We start from the raw sequence: 14,611 nt of genomic DNA, 5'->3' as shown, positions 1-14,611 counted from the left end.
CTTTCTTACTGCTTGGGCTTGATCATGTGGCGGGCGACGGTCGGGTGGACCCAGTGAACGGGAAAATCCTGCCGATAGGGCCAGGTCGGGCGGACGACGTCGAGCAGTTCGTCGGGGCCGAGCGGATCTTCGGGGAACAGCACCTGCGCCTGATGGAGATGCGCGTCGGTATGGGCCCAGCCGGTCTCATACTCGGCCTGCCATTGCAGCCGGTAATCCAGCCGCTTGATCTTCCACACGCCGTTCTCACGGACATAATCATTCTCGTACATGCCCGATTCCATGAATTGCTGGGGCACGCCGGCGGGCTTGAACTTGCGGATATCGTGGCTGCCGCCGAGCAGGACACCGCGGAAGCGGCCCTTGGCGGTCTGGCGATCGTCGGCGACGGTGACGACGTCCTGCATCTGGATATGATCGAACAGGAAGCCGTCGTCGGCGCCCTCGCGCCCCTCGTTGAAGAGGTTCAGGATCCAGTCGATATAGACGCGGCGGATGCCCTTATGGCCTTTGTAGAGGCCCGAGAGGAACACGACCTCGCCATCCTCGGCGAACAGGTTCACCACGTCCTCATAGTGGCAATAATCGATATAATAGCCGTAGGCGAACTGGAGCCGGCGGATATCGGTGATGTCCTCGAGCTTGCCCACGCGATTGGCGAGCGCCTCGTTGGCGGCGCGCAGTTCCTCAATCTCGGTCATGTGGGCTTTTCCTCTCGCTTATGACGATGTGCGGGTGTTATTAACGATTGTTAGAAAATGGCACAACCCGACAGGGTGATGGCGGAGAGGTCGATGGAATTTCAGGGCAAGGTAGCATTCGTGACCGGCGCCGTCACCGGCATCGGGCTCGGCATCGCACAGGCGCTCGGCCTGGCAGGCATGAAGCTGGCGCTCGCCTATCGCAACGAGGCGCATAAGGAGCAGGCCGCGGCGTGGTTCGCCACGCAGGGGCTGGAAGCGCCCTTGTTCGTGAAGCTCGACGTCGCCGATCGCGATCAATGGGTCGTCGCGGCCGACGCGGCCGAGGCGCACTTCGGCAAGATCCATGTGCTGGTGAACAATGCCGGCGTCAGCGTCTTCGGTCCGACCGACGAGGCGAGCTATGCCGATTTCGACTGGATCATGGGTGTCAATTTCGGCGGCTGCGTCAACGGCCAGGTGACGATGATCCCGCGCATCAAGCGCCATGGCGAGGGCGGGCATATCGTCAACGTCGCCTCGATGGCGGCGTTCATCTCGGGCCCGCAGGCGGGGATCTATACTGCGAGCAAGTTTGCGGTGCGCGGGATGACCGAGTGCCTGCGCTACAATCTGGCCCCCTACGGGATCGGCGTATCCCTGATGTGCCCAGGCCTCACCCGCACCAATGCGTGGGATTCGGCGCTGAAGCGTCCCGCCGAATTCTCCGACAGCGGCTTCGCGCCGGCGGACCGCGCCGAGCTCGAGCAGTTCGGCACCGGTTTCGATCTCGGCATGGATCCGTTCGAGGTGGGTGAGAAGACGCTTGCCGGCATGCGTGCCAACAAGGGCCTGATCCTGACTCACCCCGAGCATGGCGAGGATATCCGCGAAATCTACGAAACGACGATGGCGGCGCTGCCGGAGGGCGACGTGCCCGAAGGCCGGCTCCATATCGAACGGCTGCGGCGCGAGGCGAACCGCGCTGCGGCGGCCGGCGCCAAGATCGGGCTCGGCGACCTTACCTGATCCGGAGCATTATAGGTTGAATCCGAGGCCACAACCTCCGTTCGTGTCGAGCGTAGTCGAGACACGTTAGCGCGTAGCGTCCCTCGACTTCGCTCGGGACGAACGGCTTTCGTTCTGCACCCTTTACGCGTCCAGCTTGCGGCCGAATGCGACGAAGGCGGTGACCAGCCAGGGGACGAGCACGACCGACAGCACGACCTTGGCGATCATCTGGCCGGTCATCAACGCCAGGATCGGGCGTTCGCCGCCGAACGAGATCGAGATGAACAGCAACGTATCGATGATCTGCGAGGCCGCGCTCGCGATCATCGCACGCAGCCACACCAAGCGCCCTTCGCCCTGGCTCAACTTGGCGAAGATCAGCACGTTGAGCGTCTGCGAGGTGCCGTAGGAGATCAAGCCCGCGAGCATCATCCGTCCGCCCTGGCCGACCACGATCGGGAAGGCCTCCTTGAGCGGGGGATACATGTCTGGATCGGCCGGCAGCGCCAGCACGACCTGCATCAGCGCCATCGACACGAGCAGCGGTACGAACCCGATCCGCACCAATTTGTCGGCGACCGCGCGGCCGTGCAGTTCGGCGGTCGCGCTGCCGAGGATGACGAGGATCAGGAAACCGAAGATCCCGGCCTCCACTTTCAATGGCCCGATCGCCACCTGCTTGGCACCGAGCACGCCGGCGATGCAGACCATGCCACCGTAGAGCAGGGCAAAAACGAATAATGAGCGGGAGAGCGGGAGCGCGGGTTTTTCCATCCGGCCGGAGCGTAATGGTTCGCGGAGGTGTGTCATCCGAAAAGTGCGGTCGGGATTCTCCCTACCGCGTCGGCACCGGCTCCGGGCCCGAATAATCGTAGAAGCCCTTGCCGGTCTTCCGCCCGAGCCATCCCGCATCGACATATTTCACGAGTAACGGCGCCGCGCGGAACTTGGGATCGCCCGTACCGTCATGGAGGACGCGCGCGATTTCGAGACAGGTGTCGAGCCCGATGAAATCGGCCAAGGTCAGCGGCCCCATCGGATGGTTGAGGCCCAGGCTGACCGCGGTATCGATATCGCGCATGTTGGCGACGCCCTCACCCAGCGCGAAGATCGCTTCGTTCAACATCGGGATCAGCACGCGATTGACGATGAAGCCGGGCGCATCGTTGGCATGCACCACCGTCTTGCCGAGCGATCGGGCATAGGCCTCGACCGCGGCGACGGTCGCATCGGCGGTGGCGAGCCCGCGGATCAGTTCGATCGGCTTCATCACCGGCACCGGATTGAAGAAATGAACCCCCATGAAGCGCGCCGGATCCGGGGTCGCCTGCGCCAGTCGGGTGATCGGGATCGAGGAGGTGTTGCTGGCGAGGATCGCGTCGTCGCGCATCACCTTGCCGACCTCTCCGAAAATCACGCGCTTGATCTGCTCGCGCTCGGTCGCCGCCTCGATGATCAGATCGGCGTCGGTGAAGGCGGCATAATCGCCCTGCGGCTCGATCCGGGTGAGCGCGGCATCGGCATCGGCCGATGTGATCTGCTCCTTCTCGACCGCGCGGGCGAGGCGCTTGGCGATCCCGGCCTTGCCCTTCTCCGCCTGCGCCAGCCCGATATCGGAGACGAGCACCCGATAGCCCGCCTGCGCCGACACCTGGACGATTCCCGCCCCCATCTGGCCCGCACCGATTACGCCGATCGTCTTCATGCCACACTCCCCAACCTGATCAGCCCCGAATCCTGATCCGTTCGTGTCGAGTAGCGCGGAGCTTGTCGAGACCCGGCTCGATACATAGTCGACCAGCGGCTCGACTAATGATCAGGGCGCCATCGGCTCGGGCCTGGCCTCGGCAAGGATCAGCGAGAACATGTCGCGCGCGTCGCTCCACTCACGGATCGGGGTCCAACCGCCGGCCGCAAGCAGCAGTCGCGCGCTGCGTGGACTATATTTGTGGCTATTTTCCGTGTGGATCGTCTCGCCCTTGCGCATGGCGAAATGATGGCCCGCGACGCCGAATCGCACATCGCGGGTCGCCTCCAGATGCATTTCGATCCGCGACCACAAATCGTTCCACACCGCACGATGGCGAAAAGCATCGACCGGCACATCGCCTTCGAGCTCGCCGTTGATACGGTGAAGCAGGTTGAGATTGAACGCCGCGGTAGTGCCGGCCGCATCGTCATAGGCGCGGACGAGGACCCCTGTGTCCTTCACCCGATCCATGCCGATCAGCAGCATCGCATGCTCGCCCAAAGTGCCGATCATGCCGCGCAACAGATCGATGCCCGAACGCGGCACCAAATTGCCGATCGTCGATCCCGGAAAGAAACCGAGCTTGGGAAGCGCTGCGACCTGTGGCGGCAGCGCGACCGGGCTCATGAAATTCGCCTCGACCGGATGAACGGGCAGCCCGGGAAAGGCCTGGGACAGGCCGGCGGCGGCTTCACGCAGGAATTCACCCGAAATGTCGATCGGCACATAGGCTGTGGGATCGATCGCGCCCAGCAGGCGTGGCGTCTTCATCGACGACCCCGATCCGAACTCGATCACCGCACGGCCGCTCCCAACAATGCTGCCCACCTCGCCGCAATGGGCCTCCAGCAGGCCGGTCTCGACCCGGGTGGGGTAATATTCGGGAAGTCTGGTAATCTCTTCGAACAATTCCGATCCGCGACGATCGTAGAACCAGCGTGCGGGAATCGCCTTGCGCGGAGCGGACAGGCCGTGGATCACATCGGCCAGAAACGTCGGATCGGCCAGGGTTACGGCCGGGCGGGCATCGTCAATCCGGAACATCAGAGATCCTTTGCCAGCCGCACGCCGGTGAATTGCCAGCGCTGCCATGGATAGAAGAAATTGCGATACGACACCCGGCTATGCCCCCGCGGCGTGGCGCAGCTCGCACCTTTGAGGACCGACTGCCCGCTCATGAACTTGCCATTATATTCGCCGACAGCCCCTTCGACCGGCGTGAACCCGGGGTAGGGAAGGTAGGCGCTGCCGGTCCATTCCCATACATCGCCAAACATCTGGCCGGGGGAATCGCTCCTCGTCCCGGCGCGCGGACGGACCGGACCGGCGGCGTCGAGCTGGGTGCCGGCAGCGGGATCGCAATTGCGGGCCGCATCCTCCCACTCCGCCTCGGTCGGCAGGCGCGCACCCGCCCAGCGGGCATAAGCGTCGGCCTCGTAATGCGCGATGTGGGTGACGGGCGCGGCAGGGTGGAGCGGGTGGAGCCCGTCGAGCCCGAACGCGCTCCAATCGGCTACGTCCTTGCCCGGCCCGTCACGACGCCAGTAGAGCGGCGCCTCGATCTTCTCGCGCCCGACCCACGCCCATCCGTCTGAAAGCCAGAATTCGGGCCGGCTATACCCACCGTCGGCGATGAACCCGACCCACTCGACGTTGGTGACCGGCCGATCCGCAATGGCGTGGGGGTGAAGCAGCACGCGGTGGCGGGGGCCTTCGCAATCGAAGGCGAAGCCGAAACCGGCATGGCCGATCTCGACGATGCCGGTGCGGCCTTCATTCCAGTCCATCGGCTCCGGCATCGGCACGGGTCGATCGCGCGCAATGCTCCAGACCGCGGGATCGATCGGATTGGCCGCGAAGCTTGCAAGCAGATCGGTCAGCAGCAATTCCTGATGCTGCTGTTCGTGATTGATGCCGAGCGTGATCAAGTCGGTCGCGCCTTGCGACAGCTTGGGCAGCGCCCGCTCGATCGCGTCGTCGACCACCTGCCGCCACGCCAGGATCTGATCGAGACCCGGCCGGGCGAGCATGCCCCGGCGGGCGCGCGCATGCCGGGCGCCTTCCGCCTCATAGTAGCTGTTGAACAGATAAGCGAAATGCGGATCGAACGCCCGATAGCCCGCGACATGATCGCGCAACACGAAGGTTTCGAGGAACCAGGTGGTGTGTGCCAGATGCCATTTGGCAGGCGAGGCATCGGGGTGCGCCTGGATCGTCGCATCGGCGTCCGACAAGGTGGCGACGAGCGCCGCGCTGAGATCGCGGGTCTTGCGATAGGCCGTGAGGAGTTCGGGCCAATCGGAAATCGGTTCTGCGCGCGTGGCCATCTCGTTTCCTTTGGAGCCCCCGCCAGAACTCGTCGTAGGCAAATGGGTTGCCTCGACAAGGCGCATATTCTCTTTTTGTTCTATGCGCCGGCAGCTCAGCCCCGGGTCGCGCCCGGCTTCCACAGGATGTCGCCGCCGGCTCGTAGGTTCACCAGGCGCGCCATCACGAAAAGGTGATCGGACAGGCGGTTGATGTAGGCCAGCGCCTGCGGGTTGAGCGCCACCTCGGCCGCGGCGGCGACAGAAGCACGTTCAGCCCGGCGCGTGATGGCGCGCGCGCGGTGCAATTCGGCAGCGGCGATCGAGCCGCTTGGCAGGATGAAGGACGTGAGCGGCCCCAGCCCCTCGTTCATCGCGTCGATCTCCTGCTCGAGCCGCTCGACCTGACCAGGGGTGATCCTCAGGGCCATGTCGCTCGGGCTGAAATCTTCGCCCGGTGTCGCGAGATCGGCACCAAGATCGAACATCTCGTTCTGGATCCGGCCAAGCATCGCGCGTTCCGCACCCTCGCCCAGATGACAGAGCGCGACGCCGATCGCGCAATTCGCCTCGTCCACTTCGCCGATCGCAGCGATCCGCGCCGACGCCTTGCTGACGCGCGATCCATCGACCAGCCCGGTATCGCCGGCATCGCCGGTGCGGGTGTAGATTCGATTGAGCTTGACCACCCGATCAGCCGGCGTGGCCGCGTGCCATCAGCAGGAACAGCACGACGAAGACGATCGCCAGCGCCTGGAACTGGACGCGGCGCCACATCATCTTGTTCTGGGCGAGACCGGATTTGCTGGGTCCCGTCCCTTCGATATCCTCGCGGCTGGTTTTGAGCATGATGATCACGCCGCGGACGATCGACACGACTGCGCCGATCGCGGCGAGGATGATCAGGATGAAGAGGAAGGTCTGCATCTTTTCGATCTAAGCCTCCAGCAAGCGGAATCCAATGGGCAGTCTCCCGGCGCGCAGATCGTCCACCAGCGTCGGGCCATCGACCCCGTCGGCGCGCAGCCGATCCAGCCCGGCCGAGGCCTCACGCTTGGCAAGCCGCCGCCCGTCGGGGCCGGCGATCAGGGCATGGTGGAGATATGCCGGTTCGGGCAGCCCCAACAGCGCCTGCAGGATGCGCTGGACGTGGGTCGACGCGAACAGGTCCATCCCGCGCGTCACCAGATTGACCGCCATCGCAGCATCGTCGACGACGACCGCAAGGTGATAGCTGGCTGGCCGATCGCGCCCCTTGAGAATGATGTCGCCGAGCGCATCCGGATCGACCGCGATCCTGCCTGCCCGAACGTCGCTCCACCAAAGCGCGCCAACCCGCGCCATCGCCTTGCCGACATCGAGGCGCCAGCTATGCAATTCGGTCTGGGCCCGCGTCGCCGCGACATCGGCGGGAATAGGACGGCAGGTACCGGGGTAGATCGGGCCGTCTGGTCCATGCGGCGCCGATAGGCTCGCCGCCACCTCACGCGCGATATCGGCGCGCGAGCAGAAACAGGGATAGGCCAGGCCGTCGGCGACGAGCTGGTCGAGCGCCGCCTGATAGAGCGCCAGCCGTTGTGACTGGACGACGAGCGGCGGATCCCAATCCACCCCCAGCCACGCCATGTCGTCGAGGATCGCAGCGTGATATTCGGGCCGGCAGCGCGTGATATCGGTATCCTCGATCCGCAACCGGAACTGCCCGCCCGCGTCCCGCGCGGCATCGTGTGCACGCACCATCGAATAAGCATGGCCGAGGTGAAGCCGCCCGGTGGGGCTCGGGGCGAATCGCGAAACTATAGACATGTGGCAAAATGGCACTTGACCGTGAGTCGCGGCAATGTTGTCATGCTGCCGTCACGCGGCTCTGGCAGGCGGCGGGGCGACGGAGACGCGGCCTGATGGCCCTGCCTCCCGAGTGCGACGGGCCGGTTGGTCATCTCCAGGACGTGGGCTCCGCCGAAGCGGAGGCCATGGTCGTTTCATGTATCATCCCGATCTGATCAGACATCCCGACAGTTGCCCGTCGCTGGTGTTGAACGCCGATTATACCCCACTCTCTTATTATCCGCTCAGCATCTGGCCGTGGCAGACCGCGGTCAAGGCGGTGTTCCTCGAGCGCGTGGACATCGTCTCGCATTACGAGCGCGAGGTGCGCAGCCCGACGCAGGCGATCAAGCTTCCGTCGGTCATCGCGCTGCGCCAATATGTGCGCCCCTCAGCACATCCGGCGTTCACGCGCTTCAACCTGTTCCTGCGCGATCGCTTCTGCTGCCAATATTGCGGCAGCCTTTCGGACCTGACCTTCGACCATGTCGTCCCGCGTGCCCAGGGCGGCCGCACGACCTGGGAGAATGTCTCGACCGCCTGTGCGCCCTGCAACCTGCGCAAGGGCGGTCGCACCCCGCGCCAGGCACATATGACCCTGGCCGAGGCGCCCTATCGCCCGACCAGCTGGCAGCTGCAGGAGAACGGCCGGAGCTTTCCGCCCAACTATCTCCACGACAGTTGGCGCGACTGGCTTTACTGGGACATCGAATTGGAGGCCTGAGCCTCCGCATTCGATGGAGTAAGCCGTGAGCGCGGATAGCGCATTCCAATGGGACGATCCCTTCCTGCTCGAGGACCAGCTCGGCGAGGAAGAGAGGATGATCCGCGATACCGCCCGCGCTTATGCGCAGGAGAAGCTCGCGCCGCGCATTCGTGAGGCCTACGCGCACGAACATACCGATCGCGCGATCTTCGACGAGATGGGCGCACTCGGCCTGCTCGGCGCGACCTTGCCCGAGGAGTTCGGCGGGGTGGGGGCCTCCTACATCTCCTATGGGCTGGTCGCGCGCGAGATCGAGCGGGTGGATTCGGGCTATCGGTCGATGATGTCGGTCCAGTCGAGCCTCGTCATGTTCCCGATCCATGCCTACGGATCGGACGAGCTGCGTTCCCGATATCTGCCCCGGCTGGCGAGTGGCGAGCTGGTCGGCTGTTTCGGCCTGACCGAGCCCGAGGCCGGCTCCGATCCCGGCGGCATGCGTACGCGCGCCGAGAAGATCGACGGCGGCTATCGCCTGACCGGCGAGAAGATCTGGATCACCAATTCACCGATCGCCGACGTCTTCGTCGTCTGGGCGAAATCGGATGCGCATGACGGCAAGATCCGCGGCTTCGTGCTCGAAAAGGGCATGAAGGGCCTGTCCGCGCCCAAGATCGAGGAAAAGCTGTCGCTCCGCGCGTCGATCACCGGCGGGATCGTGATGGAGAGCGTCGAAGTGCCCGAGACCAGCCTGCTGCCCAACGCGCAGGGGCTGAGCGGGCCGTTCGGCTGCCTCAACCGCGCGCGCTACGGCATCGCCTGGGGCGTGATGGGTGCGGCCGAGGATTGCTGGCATCGCGCGCGTCAATACACGCTCGACCGGCGCCAGTTCGGCCGCCCGCTTGCCGCGACCCAGCTCGTCCAGAAGAAGCTGGCCGACATGCAGACCGAGATCGCACTCGGGCTGCAGGCCGCATTGCGCGTCGGACAATTGTTCGACGAAGGCCGGATGGCGCCCGAGATGATCAGCCTGATCAAGCGGAACAATTGCGGCAAGGCGCTGGATATCGCGCGGGTCGCGCGCGACATGCATGGCGGCAATGGCATCACCGGCGAATTCCACGTGATCCGCCACGCCCAGAATTTGGAGACCGTGAACACCTATGAGGGCACGCACGACATCCATGCCTTGATCCTCGGGCGCGCCCAGACCGGCCTGCAGGCGTTTCAATGAGCGAGGATCCCTTCAAGCTGTTCGCCGCCTGGTTCACCGAGGCGCGCGCGTCCGAGCCGAACGATTCCAACGCGATGGCGCTCGCCACGGCCGGTGCGGACGGGCAGCCGTCGGTGCGGATGGTGCTGTTGAAGGGGCACGATGCACGCGGCTTCGTCTTCTACACCAACCTCCACAGTCGCAAGGCGCGCGAGCTGATCGACGGGCGCAAGGCCGCGTTGCTGTTCCATTGGAAATCGCTGCGGCGGCAAATCCGGATCGAAGGCCCCGTCACCGGCGTATCATCCGACGAAGCCGATGCCTATTTCGCGACGCGCGGGCGCGATTCCCAGCTGGGGGCATGGGCGTCGGATCAGTCGCAACCATTGCCATCACGCGCGGTGTTCGAAGACCGGTTCGCGGCGATGCAGGCGCGCTTCGATGGCGAGGATGTCCCGCGCCCGCCGCACTGGTCGGGCTTCCGCGTGAACCCGGAGCGCATCGAATTCTGGCAGGATCGCGCCCACCGCCTCCATGAGCGGCGGCTGTTCACCCGCGCCGGCGATGGCTGGACCGAAGGATTGCTCTACCCGTGACGACCCTCCCCTTCTTTCATGTCGACGCCTTCGCCCATCGCCCATTCTCGGGCAATCCGGCGGCGGTGATGCCGCTCGACGCATGGCTCGACGACGCGACCCTCCAGGCCATCGCGGAGGAGAATAATCTTGCCGAGACGGCCTTCACGATACCAGCGACAGGTGACGCGGATTACGAACTGCGTTGGTTCACGCCGACGGTGGAAGTGGCGTTATGCGGCCATGCCACGCTCGCTTCGGGCCATGTGCTGATCGGTGACAAGGATGTGGTGCGTTTCCGCACGCGCCAGTCGGGCATCCTTTCGGTGGCCCGCGACGGCGACGGCTACCGCCTGTCGCTGCCGATCTGGAGGGTGGCGGCTAAGCCATTGCCCGGGATCGTCGCGGCGCTCGGCGGCGATCCGATCGAGACGCTCTGGCACGAGGCGGGATATTCGCTCATCCGCTACGCCGACGAAGCGGCGGTGCGCGCTTTGAAACCGGACTATCGCGCGCTCCAACCGCTCGGCGATTTCCTCTACATCGCCACCGCGCCGGGCACCGAGACCGATATCGTCAGCCGGGCCTTCGCGCCCGGCGCCGGGATCGACGAGGATCCGGTCACCGGATCGGCACACGCGATCCTGACGCCCTATTGGGCCGAACGACTGGGGCGCGACAGTTTCACCGCCTATCAGGCATCCAGGCGCGGTGGCTACGTGACCTGCCGTCTCGACGGCGATCGGGCAATATTGGGCGGTGCGTGCCGGACGGTGATCGAGGGTCGCTTCGCGATCTGAAGCGATATTGCTTCTGCCCGGGGCATCGCCATCTGACCGCAGAGAAGGCCGTCCTCCGGGCGGTGCAAAGCCACGGAAGACTGCATGAAGAAAATCGGATTCCTGTCGTTCGGCCATTGGTCCGCCTCGTCGCAATCGGCCACGCGATCGGCCTCGGACGTACTCCTCCAGTCGATCGATCTGGCGGTGGCCGCCGAGGAGCTCGGCGCCGACGGCGCCTATTTCCGGGTCCACCATTTCGCGCAGCAACTCGCCTCCCCCTTCCCGTTGCTGGCGGCGGTCGGCGCGCGGACCAGCCGCATCGAGATCGGCACGGGCGTGATCGACATGCGCTACGAGAACCCGCTCTACATGATCGAGGATGCCGGTGCCGCGGACCTCATCAGCCGTGGGCGGCTTCAGTTAGGGATCAGCCGCGGCTCGCCCGAGCAGGTGATCGAAGGCTGGCGCCATTTCGGCTATGTGCCGGCCGAGGGCGAGAGCGATGCCGACATGGGCCGCCGCCATGCCGAGATCTTCCTGAACCTGCTGCGAGGCCAGGGTTTCGCCAAGCCGAACCCGAATCCGATGTTCGCCAATCCGCCCGGCCTGCTCAGGCTCGAACCACACTCGCCTGGCCTAAGGGAGCGTATCTGGTGGGGATCCGCCTCTGACGCGACCGCGGTTTGGGCGGCGAAAGCCGGCATGCATCTGCAGAGCTCCACCCTCAAGGCCGACGAGACCGGCGAGCCGTTCCATATCCAGCAGGCGAAACAGATCCGTCGCTACCGCGAGGCGTGGGCGGAGGCCGGCCATCAGCGCACGCCGCGCGTATCGGTGTCGCGGTCCATCTTCGCGCTCATGAACGATCAGGATCGTGCCTATTTCGGCCGCGGCGAGAGCAGCGACCAGGTCGGGTTGATCGACAACATGCGCGCGGTGTTCGGCCGCTCTTATGCTGCCGAACCGGATAAGCTGATCGAGCAATTGCGTTCGGACGAAGCCATCGCCGAAGCGGATACATTGCTCCTGACGGTGCCCAACCAGCTCGGCGTGGCGTACAACGCCCATGTCATCGAGGCGATCCTGACGCATGTCGCGCCCGCGCTCGGCTGGCGATGAGATGTGGGACGGCAAAAAGCCCGCTGGGTCGTTGGACCTGCGGGCTTTTTGTTGGTTGCGGGGACAGGATTTGAACCTGTGACCTTCAGGTTATGAGCCTGACGAGCTACCGGGCTGCTCCACCCCGCGCCAGGGTGTTTGCCGGAGACGCGAACGCCCCCGCGTTGGGTTCTCATCGAAGTGCTACTTCGACGGGGCCCGTTGGCGGGGGTGCTGCGACCCGCGAGCGGGTTTGCATGACATGTGGATGGGTTCTGGATCTGTTGGGCACTGGCTTCAAAGCCTGGCGGCGACCTACTCTTCCATCGCTTAAGCGATAGTACCATTGGCGCAGTCTGGTTTCACGGCCGAGTTCGGGATGGGATCGGGTGGGTCACAGACGCTATGACCACCAAGCTATGGGGCCAGTGTACAACAGATATTTGGGTCAAAATCGATGCGTGCACCACTATGTGAGTGAACCAGATCAACGATGGCTTTTCAGCCTTGTCATTGATGGTGGAACTCTCAAGCGCGAATAGAGCAATTAGTATCGGTTAGCTCCATGGGTTACCCCACTTCCACATCCGATCTATCAAGGTCGTGGTCTTCGACCGCTCTAAGATATCTTATCTCGAGGGAGGCTTCCCGCTTAGATGCTTTCAGCGGTTATCCCTTCCATACATAGCTACCCTGCTGCGCTCTTGGCAGAACGACAGGTGCACCAGAGGTATGTTCATCCCGGTCCTCTCGTACTAGGGACAAGTCCTCTCAAATATCGACGCCCACGGCAGATAGGGACCAAACTGTCTCGCGACGTTCTGAACCCAGCTCACGTACCACTTTAATTGGCGAACAGCCAAACCCTTGGGACCTGCTCCAGCCCCAGGATGTGATGAGCCGACATCGAGGTGCCAAACAACCCCGTCGATATGAGCTCTTGGGGGTTATCAGCCTGTTATCCCCGGCGTACCTTTTATCCGTTGAGCGATGGCCCTTCCACGAGGGACCACCGGATCACTATGACCGACTTTCGTCTCTGCTCGACTTGTCAGTCTCGCAGTCAGGCTGGCTTATGCCATTGCACTCTAACAGCCGGTTTCCAACCGGCCTGAGCCAACCTTCGCGCGCCTCCGTTACTCTTTGGGAGGCGACCGCCCCAGTCAAACTACCCGCCACAGAGGGTCCCTGATCCAGTTTCATGGATCGAGGTTAGACATCAGAAAACAACAGGGTGGTATTTCACCTATGGCTCCACTCAGGCTGGCGCCCAAGCTTCAAAGCCTCCCACCTATGCTACACAGTTCTTTCCTAATGCCACTCTGAAGCTGCAGTAAAGGTGCACGGGGTCTTTCCGTCTAACCGCGGGAACCCCGCATCTTCACGGGGAATTCAATTTCGCTGAGCATCTCCTGGAGACAGTGGGGAAGTCGTTACGCCATTCGTGCAGGTCGGAACTTACCCGACAAGGAATTTCGCTACCTTAGGACCGTTATAGTTACGGCCGCCGTTTACTGGGGCTTCATTTCGGAGCTTGCACCCCTCCACTTAACCTTCCAGCACCGGGCAGGCGTCAGACCCTATACGTCGTCTTGAAGCCGACTTAGCAGAGCCCTGTGTTTTTGCTAAACAGTCGCTACCCCCTGGCCTGTGCCCCCCATCAGTGCTTGCGCATAGATGGGGCCTCCTTCTTCCGAAGGTACGGAGGCAATTTGCCGAGTTCCTTCAGGAGACTTCTCTCAAGCGCCTTGGTATACTCTACCTGACCACCTGTGTCGGTTTCGGGTACGGTCTATACGGTGGGGCTATTTCCTGGAACCATTTCGAAGCCACTCCAATCCGTTAAGGAGTGACAACACACATGATCCGTCACACACCACCAGGCCCACGAATATTAACGTGGTTCCCATCGACTACCCCCTTCGGGCTCGTCTTAGGGGCCGGCTCACCCTGCGCGGATTAGCCTTGCGCAGGAACCCTTGGTCTTTCGGCGACAGGGCATCTCACCCTGTTTATCGCTACTCATGTCTGCATTCGCACTTCCGATACCTCCACGACCCATTACCAGATCGCTTCACAGGCTTACGGAACGCTCCGCTACCGCGTGGATAAATCCACACCCTAAGCTTCGGTGCACGTCTTGAGCCCCGTTACATCTTCGCCGCAGGAACCCTTGTTTAGACCAGTGAGCTGTTACGCTTTCTTTAAAGGATGGCTGCTTCTAAGCCAACCTCCTGGTTGTTTTGGGATTCCCACATGCTTTCCCACTTAGACGTGACTTGGGGACCTTAGCTGTAGGTCAGGGCTGTTTCCCTCTTGACGACGGACCTTAGCACCCGCCGTCTGTCTCCCGAGCATTACTCGTTGGTATTCGGAGTTTGGTTAGGTTTGGTAGATCTCGCGACCCCCTAGCCCATCCAGTGCTCTACCCCCAACGGTATTCACTCGAGGCACTACCTCAATAGTTTTCGCGGAGAACCAGCTATTTCCCGGCTTGATTGGCCTTTCACCCCTAAACACAACTCATCCGGTAACTTTTCAACGTTAATCGGTTCGGACCTCCAGTGGGTGTTACCCCACCTTCATCCTGGTCATGCCTAGATCGCCGGGTTTCGGGTCTAATACATCAAACTAAGTCGCCCTATTCAGACTCGCTTTCGCTGCGC

Annotated in this window: 14 protein-coding genes, 1 tRNA gene and 2 rRNA genes (1 of these 17 running past the window's edge); 6 read left to right on the top strand and 11 right to left on the bottom strand. The window is 63.2% G+C overall.

Annotated elements, in window-relative coordinates:
- Positions 1-5 precede the first annotated feature (5 nt).
- Positions 6-701: a nuclear transport factor 2 family protein gene (locus AB4Z44_RS18380; protein ID WP_404711118.1), complete on the bottom strand. Its 696-nt coding sequence runs from the start codon at positions 699-701 to the stop codon at positions 6-8.
- Between the two features lie 93 nt (positions 702-794).
- On the opposite strand from AB4Z44_RS18380, the gene AB4Z44_RS18375 reads away from it, so the two are divergent.
- Positions 795-1,709: an SDR family NAD(P)-dependent oxidoreductase gene (locus AB4Z44_RS18375; protein WP_404711117.1), complete on the top strand. Its 915-nt coding sequence runs from the start codon at positions 795-797 to the stop codon at positions 1,707-1,709.
- A gap of 123 nt (positions 1,710-1,832) precedes the next feature.
- On the opposite strand, the gene AB4Z44_RS18370 is transcribed toward AB4Z44_RS18375, so the two are convergent.
- The 7 genes from AB4Z44_RS18370 to gluQRS all read right to left on the bottom strand — a co-directional run bounded on the left by AB4Z44_RS18370 (position 1,833) and on the right by gluQRS (position 7,487).
- Positions 1,833-2,465 carry a queuosine precursor transporter gene (locus AB4Z44_RS18370; protein ID WP_404711116.1) on the bottom strand — a complete coding sequence of 211 codons (633 nt, stop codon included), beginning with the start codon at positions 2,463-2,465 and terminating at the stop codon, positions 1,833-1,835.
- Between the two features lie 61 nt (positions 2,466-2,526).
- The gene (locus AB4Z44_RS18365; RefSeq protein ID WP_404711115.1) at positions 2,527-3,396 is read right to left on the bottom strand and encodes a 3-hydroxybutyryl-CoA dehydrogenase; all 870 of its coding nucleotides are present in this window, start codon (positions 3,394-3,396) and stop codon (positions 2,527-2,529) included.
- 111 nt (positions 3,397-3,507) lie between these two features.
- Positions 3,508-4,485, bottom strand: coding sequence for an L-histidine N(alpha)-methyltransferase (egtD, locus tag AB4Z44_RS18360; protein ID WP_404711114.1), 978 nt, complete (start codon positions 4,483-4,485; stop codon positions 3,508-3,510).
- The gene (egtB, locus tag AB4Z44_RS18355) at positions 4,485-5,768 is read right to left on the bottom strand and encodes an ergothioneine biosynthesis protein EgtB (RefSeq protein WP_404711113.1); all 1,284 of its coding nucleotides are present in this window, start codon (positions 5,766-5,768) and stop codon (positions 4,485-4,487) included. Before egtB ends, egtD begins: the two co-directional genes overlap by 1 nt.
- Positions 5,769-5,863: 95 nt before the next feature.
- Positions 5,864-6,436 carry a cob(I)yrinic acid a,c-diamide adenosyltransferase gene (locus AB4Z44_RS18350; RefSeq protein ID WP_404711112.1) on the bottom strand — a complete coding sequence of 191 codons (573 nt, stop codon included), beginning with the start codon at positions 6,434-6,436 and terminating at the stop codon, positions 5,864-5,866.
- 4 nt (positions 6,437-6,440) lie between these two features.
- Entirely contained in the window at positions 6,441-6,674 is a 234-nt protein-coding gene (locus tag AB4Z44_RS18345) for a hypothetical protein (protein ID WP_404711111.1), read from the bottom strand.
- Positions 6,675-6,683: 9 nt separating this feature from the next.
- Entirely contained in the window at positions 6,684-7,487 is an 804-nt protein-coding gene (gene gluQRS, locus AB4Z44_RS18340) for a tRNA glutamyl-Q(34) synthetase GluQRS (protein WP_404711110.1), read from the bottom strand.
- Positions 7,488-7,731: 244 nt separating this feature from the next.
- Between gluQRS and AB4Z44_RS18335 the strand changes: the two genes are divergently transcribed.
- The 5 genes from AB4Z44_RS18335 to AB4Z44_RS18315 all read left to right on the top strand — a co-directional run bounded on the left by AB4Z44_RS18335 (position 7,732) and on the right by AB4Z44_RS18315 (position 11,966).
- Positions 7,732-8,298: an HNH endonuclease gene (locus tag AB4Z44_RS18335; protein ID WP_404711109.1), complete on the top strand. Its 567-nt coding sequence runs from the start codon at positions 7,732-7,734 to the stop codon at positions 8,296-8,298.
- A 25-nt stretch (positions 8,299-8,323) separates the two neighbouring features.
- Complete coding sequence (locus tag AB4Z44_RS18330; protein WP_404711108.1) at positions 8,324-9,511, top strand: acyl-CoA dehydrogenase; 1,188 nt, start codon at positions 8,324-8,326, stop codon at positions 9,509-9,511.
- Positions 9,508-10,086 carry a pyridoxamine 5'-phosphate oxidase gene (gene pdxH / locus AB4Z44_RS18325; RefSeq protein ID WP_404711107.1) on the top strand — a complete coding sequence of 193 codons (579 nt, stop codon included), beginning with the start codon at positions 9,508-9,510 and terminating at the stop codon, positions 10,084-10,086. Before AB4Z44_RS18330 ends, pdxH begins: the two co-directional genes overlap by 4 nt.
- Positions 10,083-10,865 (top strand): PhzF family phenazine biosynthesis protein, encoded by a 783-nt coding sequence (locus tag AB4Z44_RS18320; RefSeq protein ID WP_404711106.1) that lies wholly within the window; start codon positions 10,083-10,085, stop codon positions 10,863-10,865. The genes pdxH and AB4Z44_RS18320 overlap by 4 nt, the downstream gene beginning before the upstream one ends.
- A gap of 84 nt (positions 10,866-10,949) precedes the next feature.
- The gene (locus tag AB4Z44_RS18315; protein ID WP_404711105.1) at positions 10,950-11,966 is read left to right on the top strand and encodes an LLM class flavin-dependent oxidoreductase; all 1,017 of its coding nucleotides are present in this window, start codon (positions 10,950-10,952) and stop codon (positions 11,964-11,966) included.
- Positions 11,967-12,018: 52 nt separating this feature from the next.
- On the opposite strand, the gene AB4Z44_RS18310 is transcribed toward AB4Z44_RS18315, so the two are convergent.
- The 3 genes from AB4Z44_RS18310 to AB4Z44_RS18300 form a co-directional block, all read right to left on the bottom strand.
- Positions 12,019-12,095 (bottom strand) — tRNA-Met (locus AB4Z44_RS18310).
- Positions 12,096-12,247: 152 nt separating this feature from the next.
- Positions 12,248-12,362 (bottom strand): 5S ribosomal RNA (gene rrf / locus AB4Z44_RS18305).
- Positions 12,363-12,472: 110 nt separating this feature from the next.
- Positions 12,473-14,611 (bottom strand): 23S ribosomal RNA (locus tag AB4Z44_RS18300) (it continues 667 nt past the right edge of the window).

The sequence above is a fragment of the Sphingomonas sp. MMS24-J13 genome, assembly GCF_044905095.1.
In the GTDB taxonomy this organism is placed as follows: Bacteria; Pseudomonadota; Alphaproteobacteria; order Sphingomonadales; family Sphingomonadaceae; genus Sphingomonas_I.
The sequence above is the reverse complement of the archived record's forward strand: the minus strand, read 5'-3'. Positions and strand labels throughout refer to the sequence as shown.

Coding starts and splice junctions, on each gene's coding strand:
- AB4Z44_RS18380 (WP_404711118.1), bottom strand. CDS start 701: ATGACCGAGATTGAGGAACTGCGCGCCGCCAACGAGGCGCTCGCCAAT.
- AB4Z44_RS18375 (WP_404711117.1), top strand. CDS start 795: ATGGAATTTCAGGGCAAGGTAGCATTCGTGACCGGCGCCGTCACCGGC.
- AB4Z44_RS18370 (WP_404711116.1), bottom strand. CDS start 2,465: ATGGAAAAACCCGCGCTCCCGCTCTCCCGCTCATTATTCGTTTTTGCC.
- AB4Z44_RS18365 (WP_404711115.1), bottom strand. CDS start 3,396: ATGAAGACGATCGGCGTAATCGGTGCGGGCCAGATGGGGGCGGGAATC.
- egtD (WP_404711114.1), bottom strand. CDS start 4,485: ATGTTCCGGATTGACGATGCCCGCCCGGCCGTAACCCTGGCCGATCCG.
- egtB (WP_404711113.1), bottom strand. CDS start 5,768: ATGGCCACGCGCGCAGAACCGATTTCCGATTGGCCCGAACTCCTCACG.
- AB4Z44_RS18345 (WP_404711111.1), bottom strand. CDS start 6,674: ATGCAGACCTTCCTCTTCATCCTGATCATCCTCGCCGCGATCGGCGCA.
- gluQRS (WP_404711110.1), bottom strand. CDS start 7,487: ATGGTGCGTGCACACGATGCCGCGCGGGACGCGGGCGGGCAGTTCCGG.
- AB4Z44_RS18335 (WP_404711109.1), top strand. CDS start 7,732: ATGTATCATCCCGATCTGATCAGACATCCCGACAGTTGCCCGTCGCTG.
- pdxH (WP_404711107.1), top strand. CDS start 9,508: ATGAGCGAGGATCCCTTCAAGCTGTTCGCCGCCTGGTTCACCGAGGCG.
- AB4Z44_RS18315 (WP_404711105.1), top strand. CDS start 10,950: ATGAAGAAAATCGGATTCCTGTCGTTCGGCCATTGGTCCGCCTCGTCG.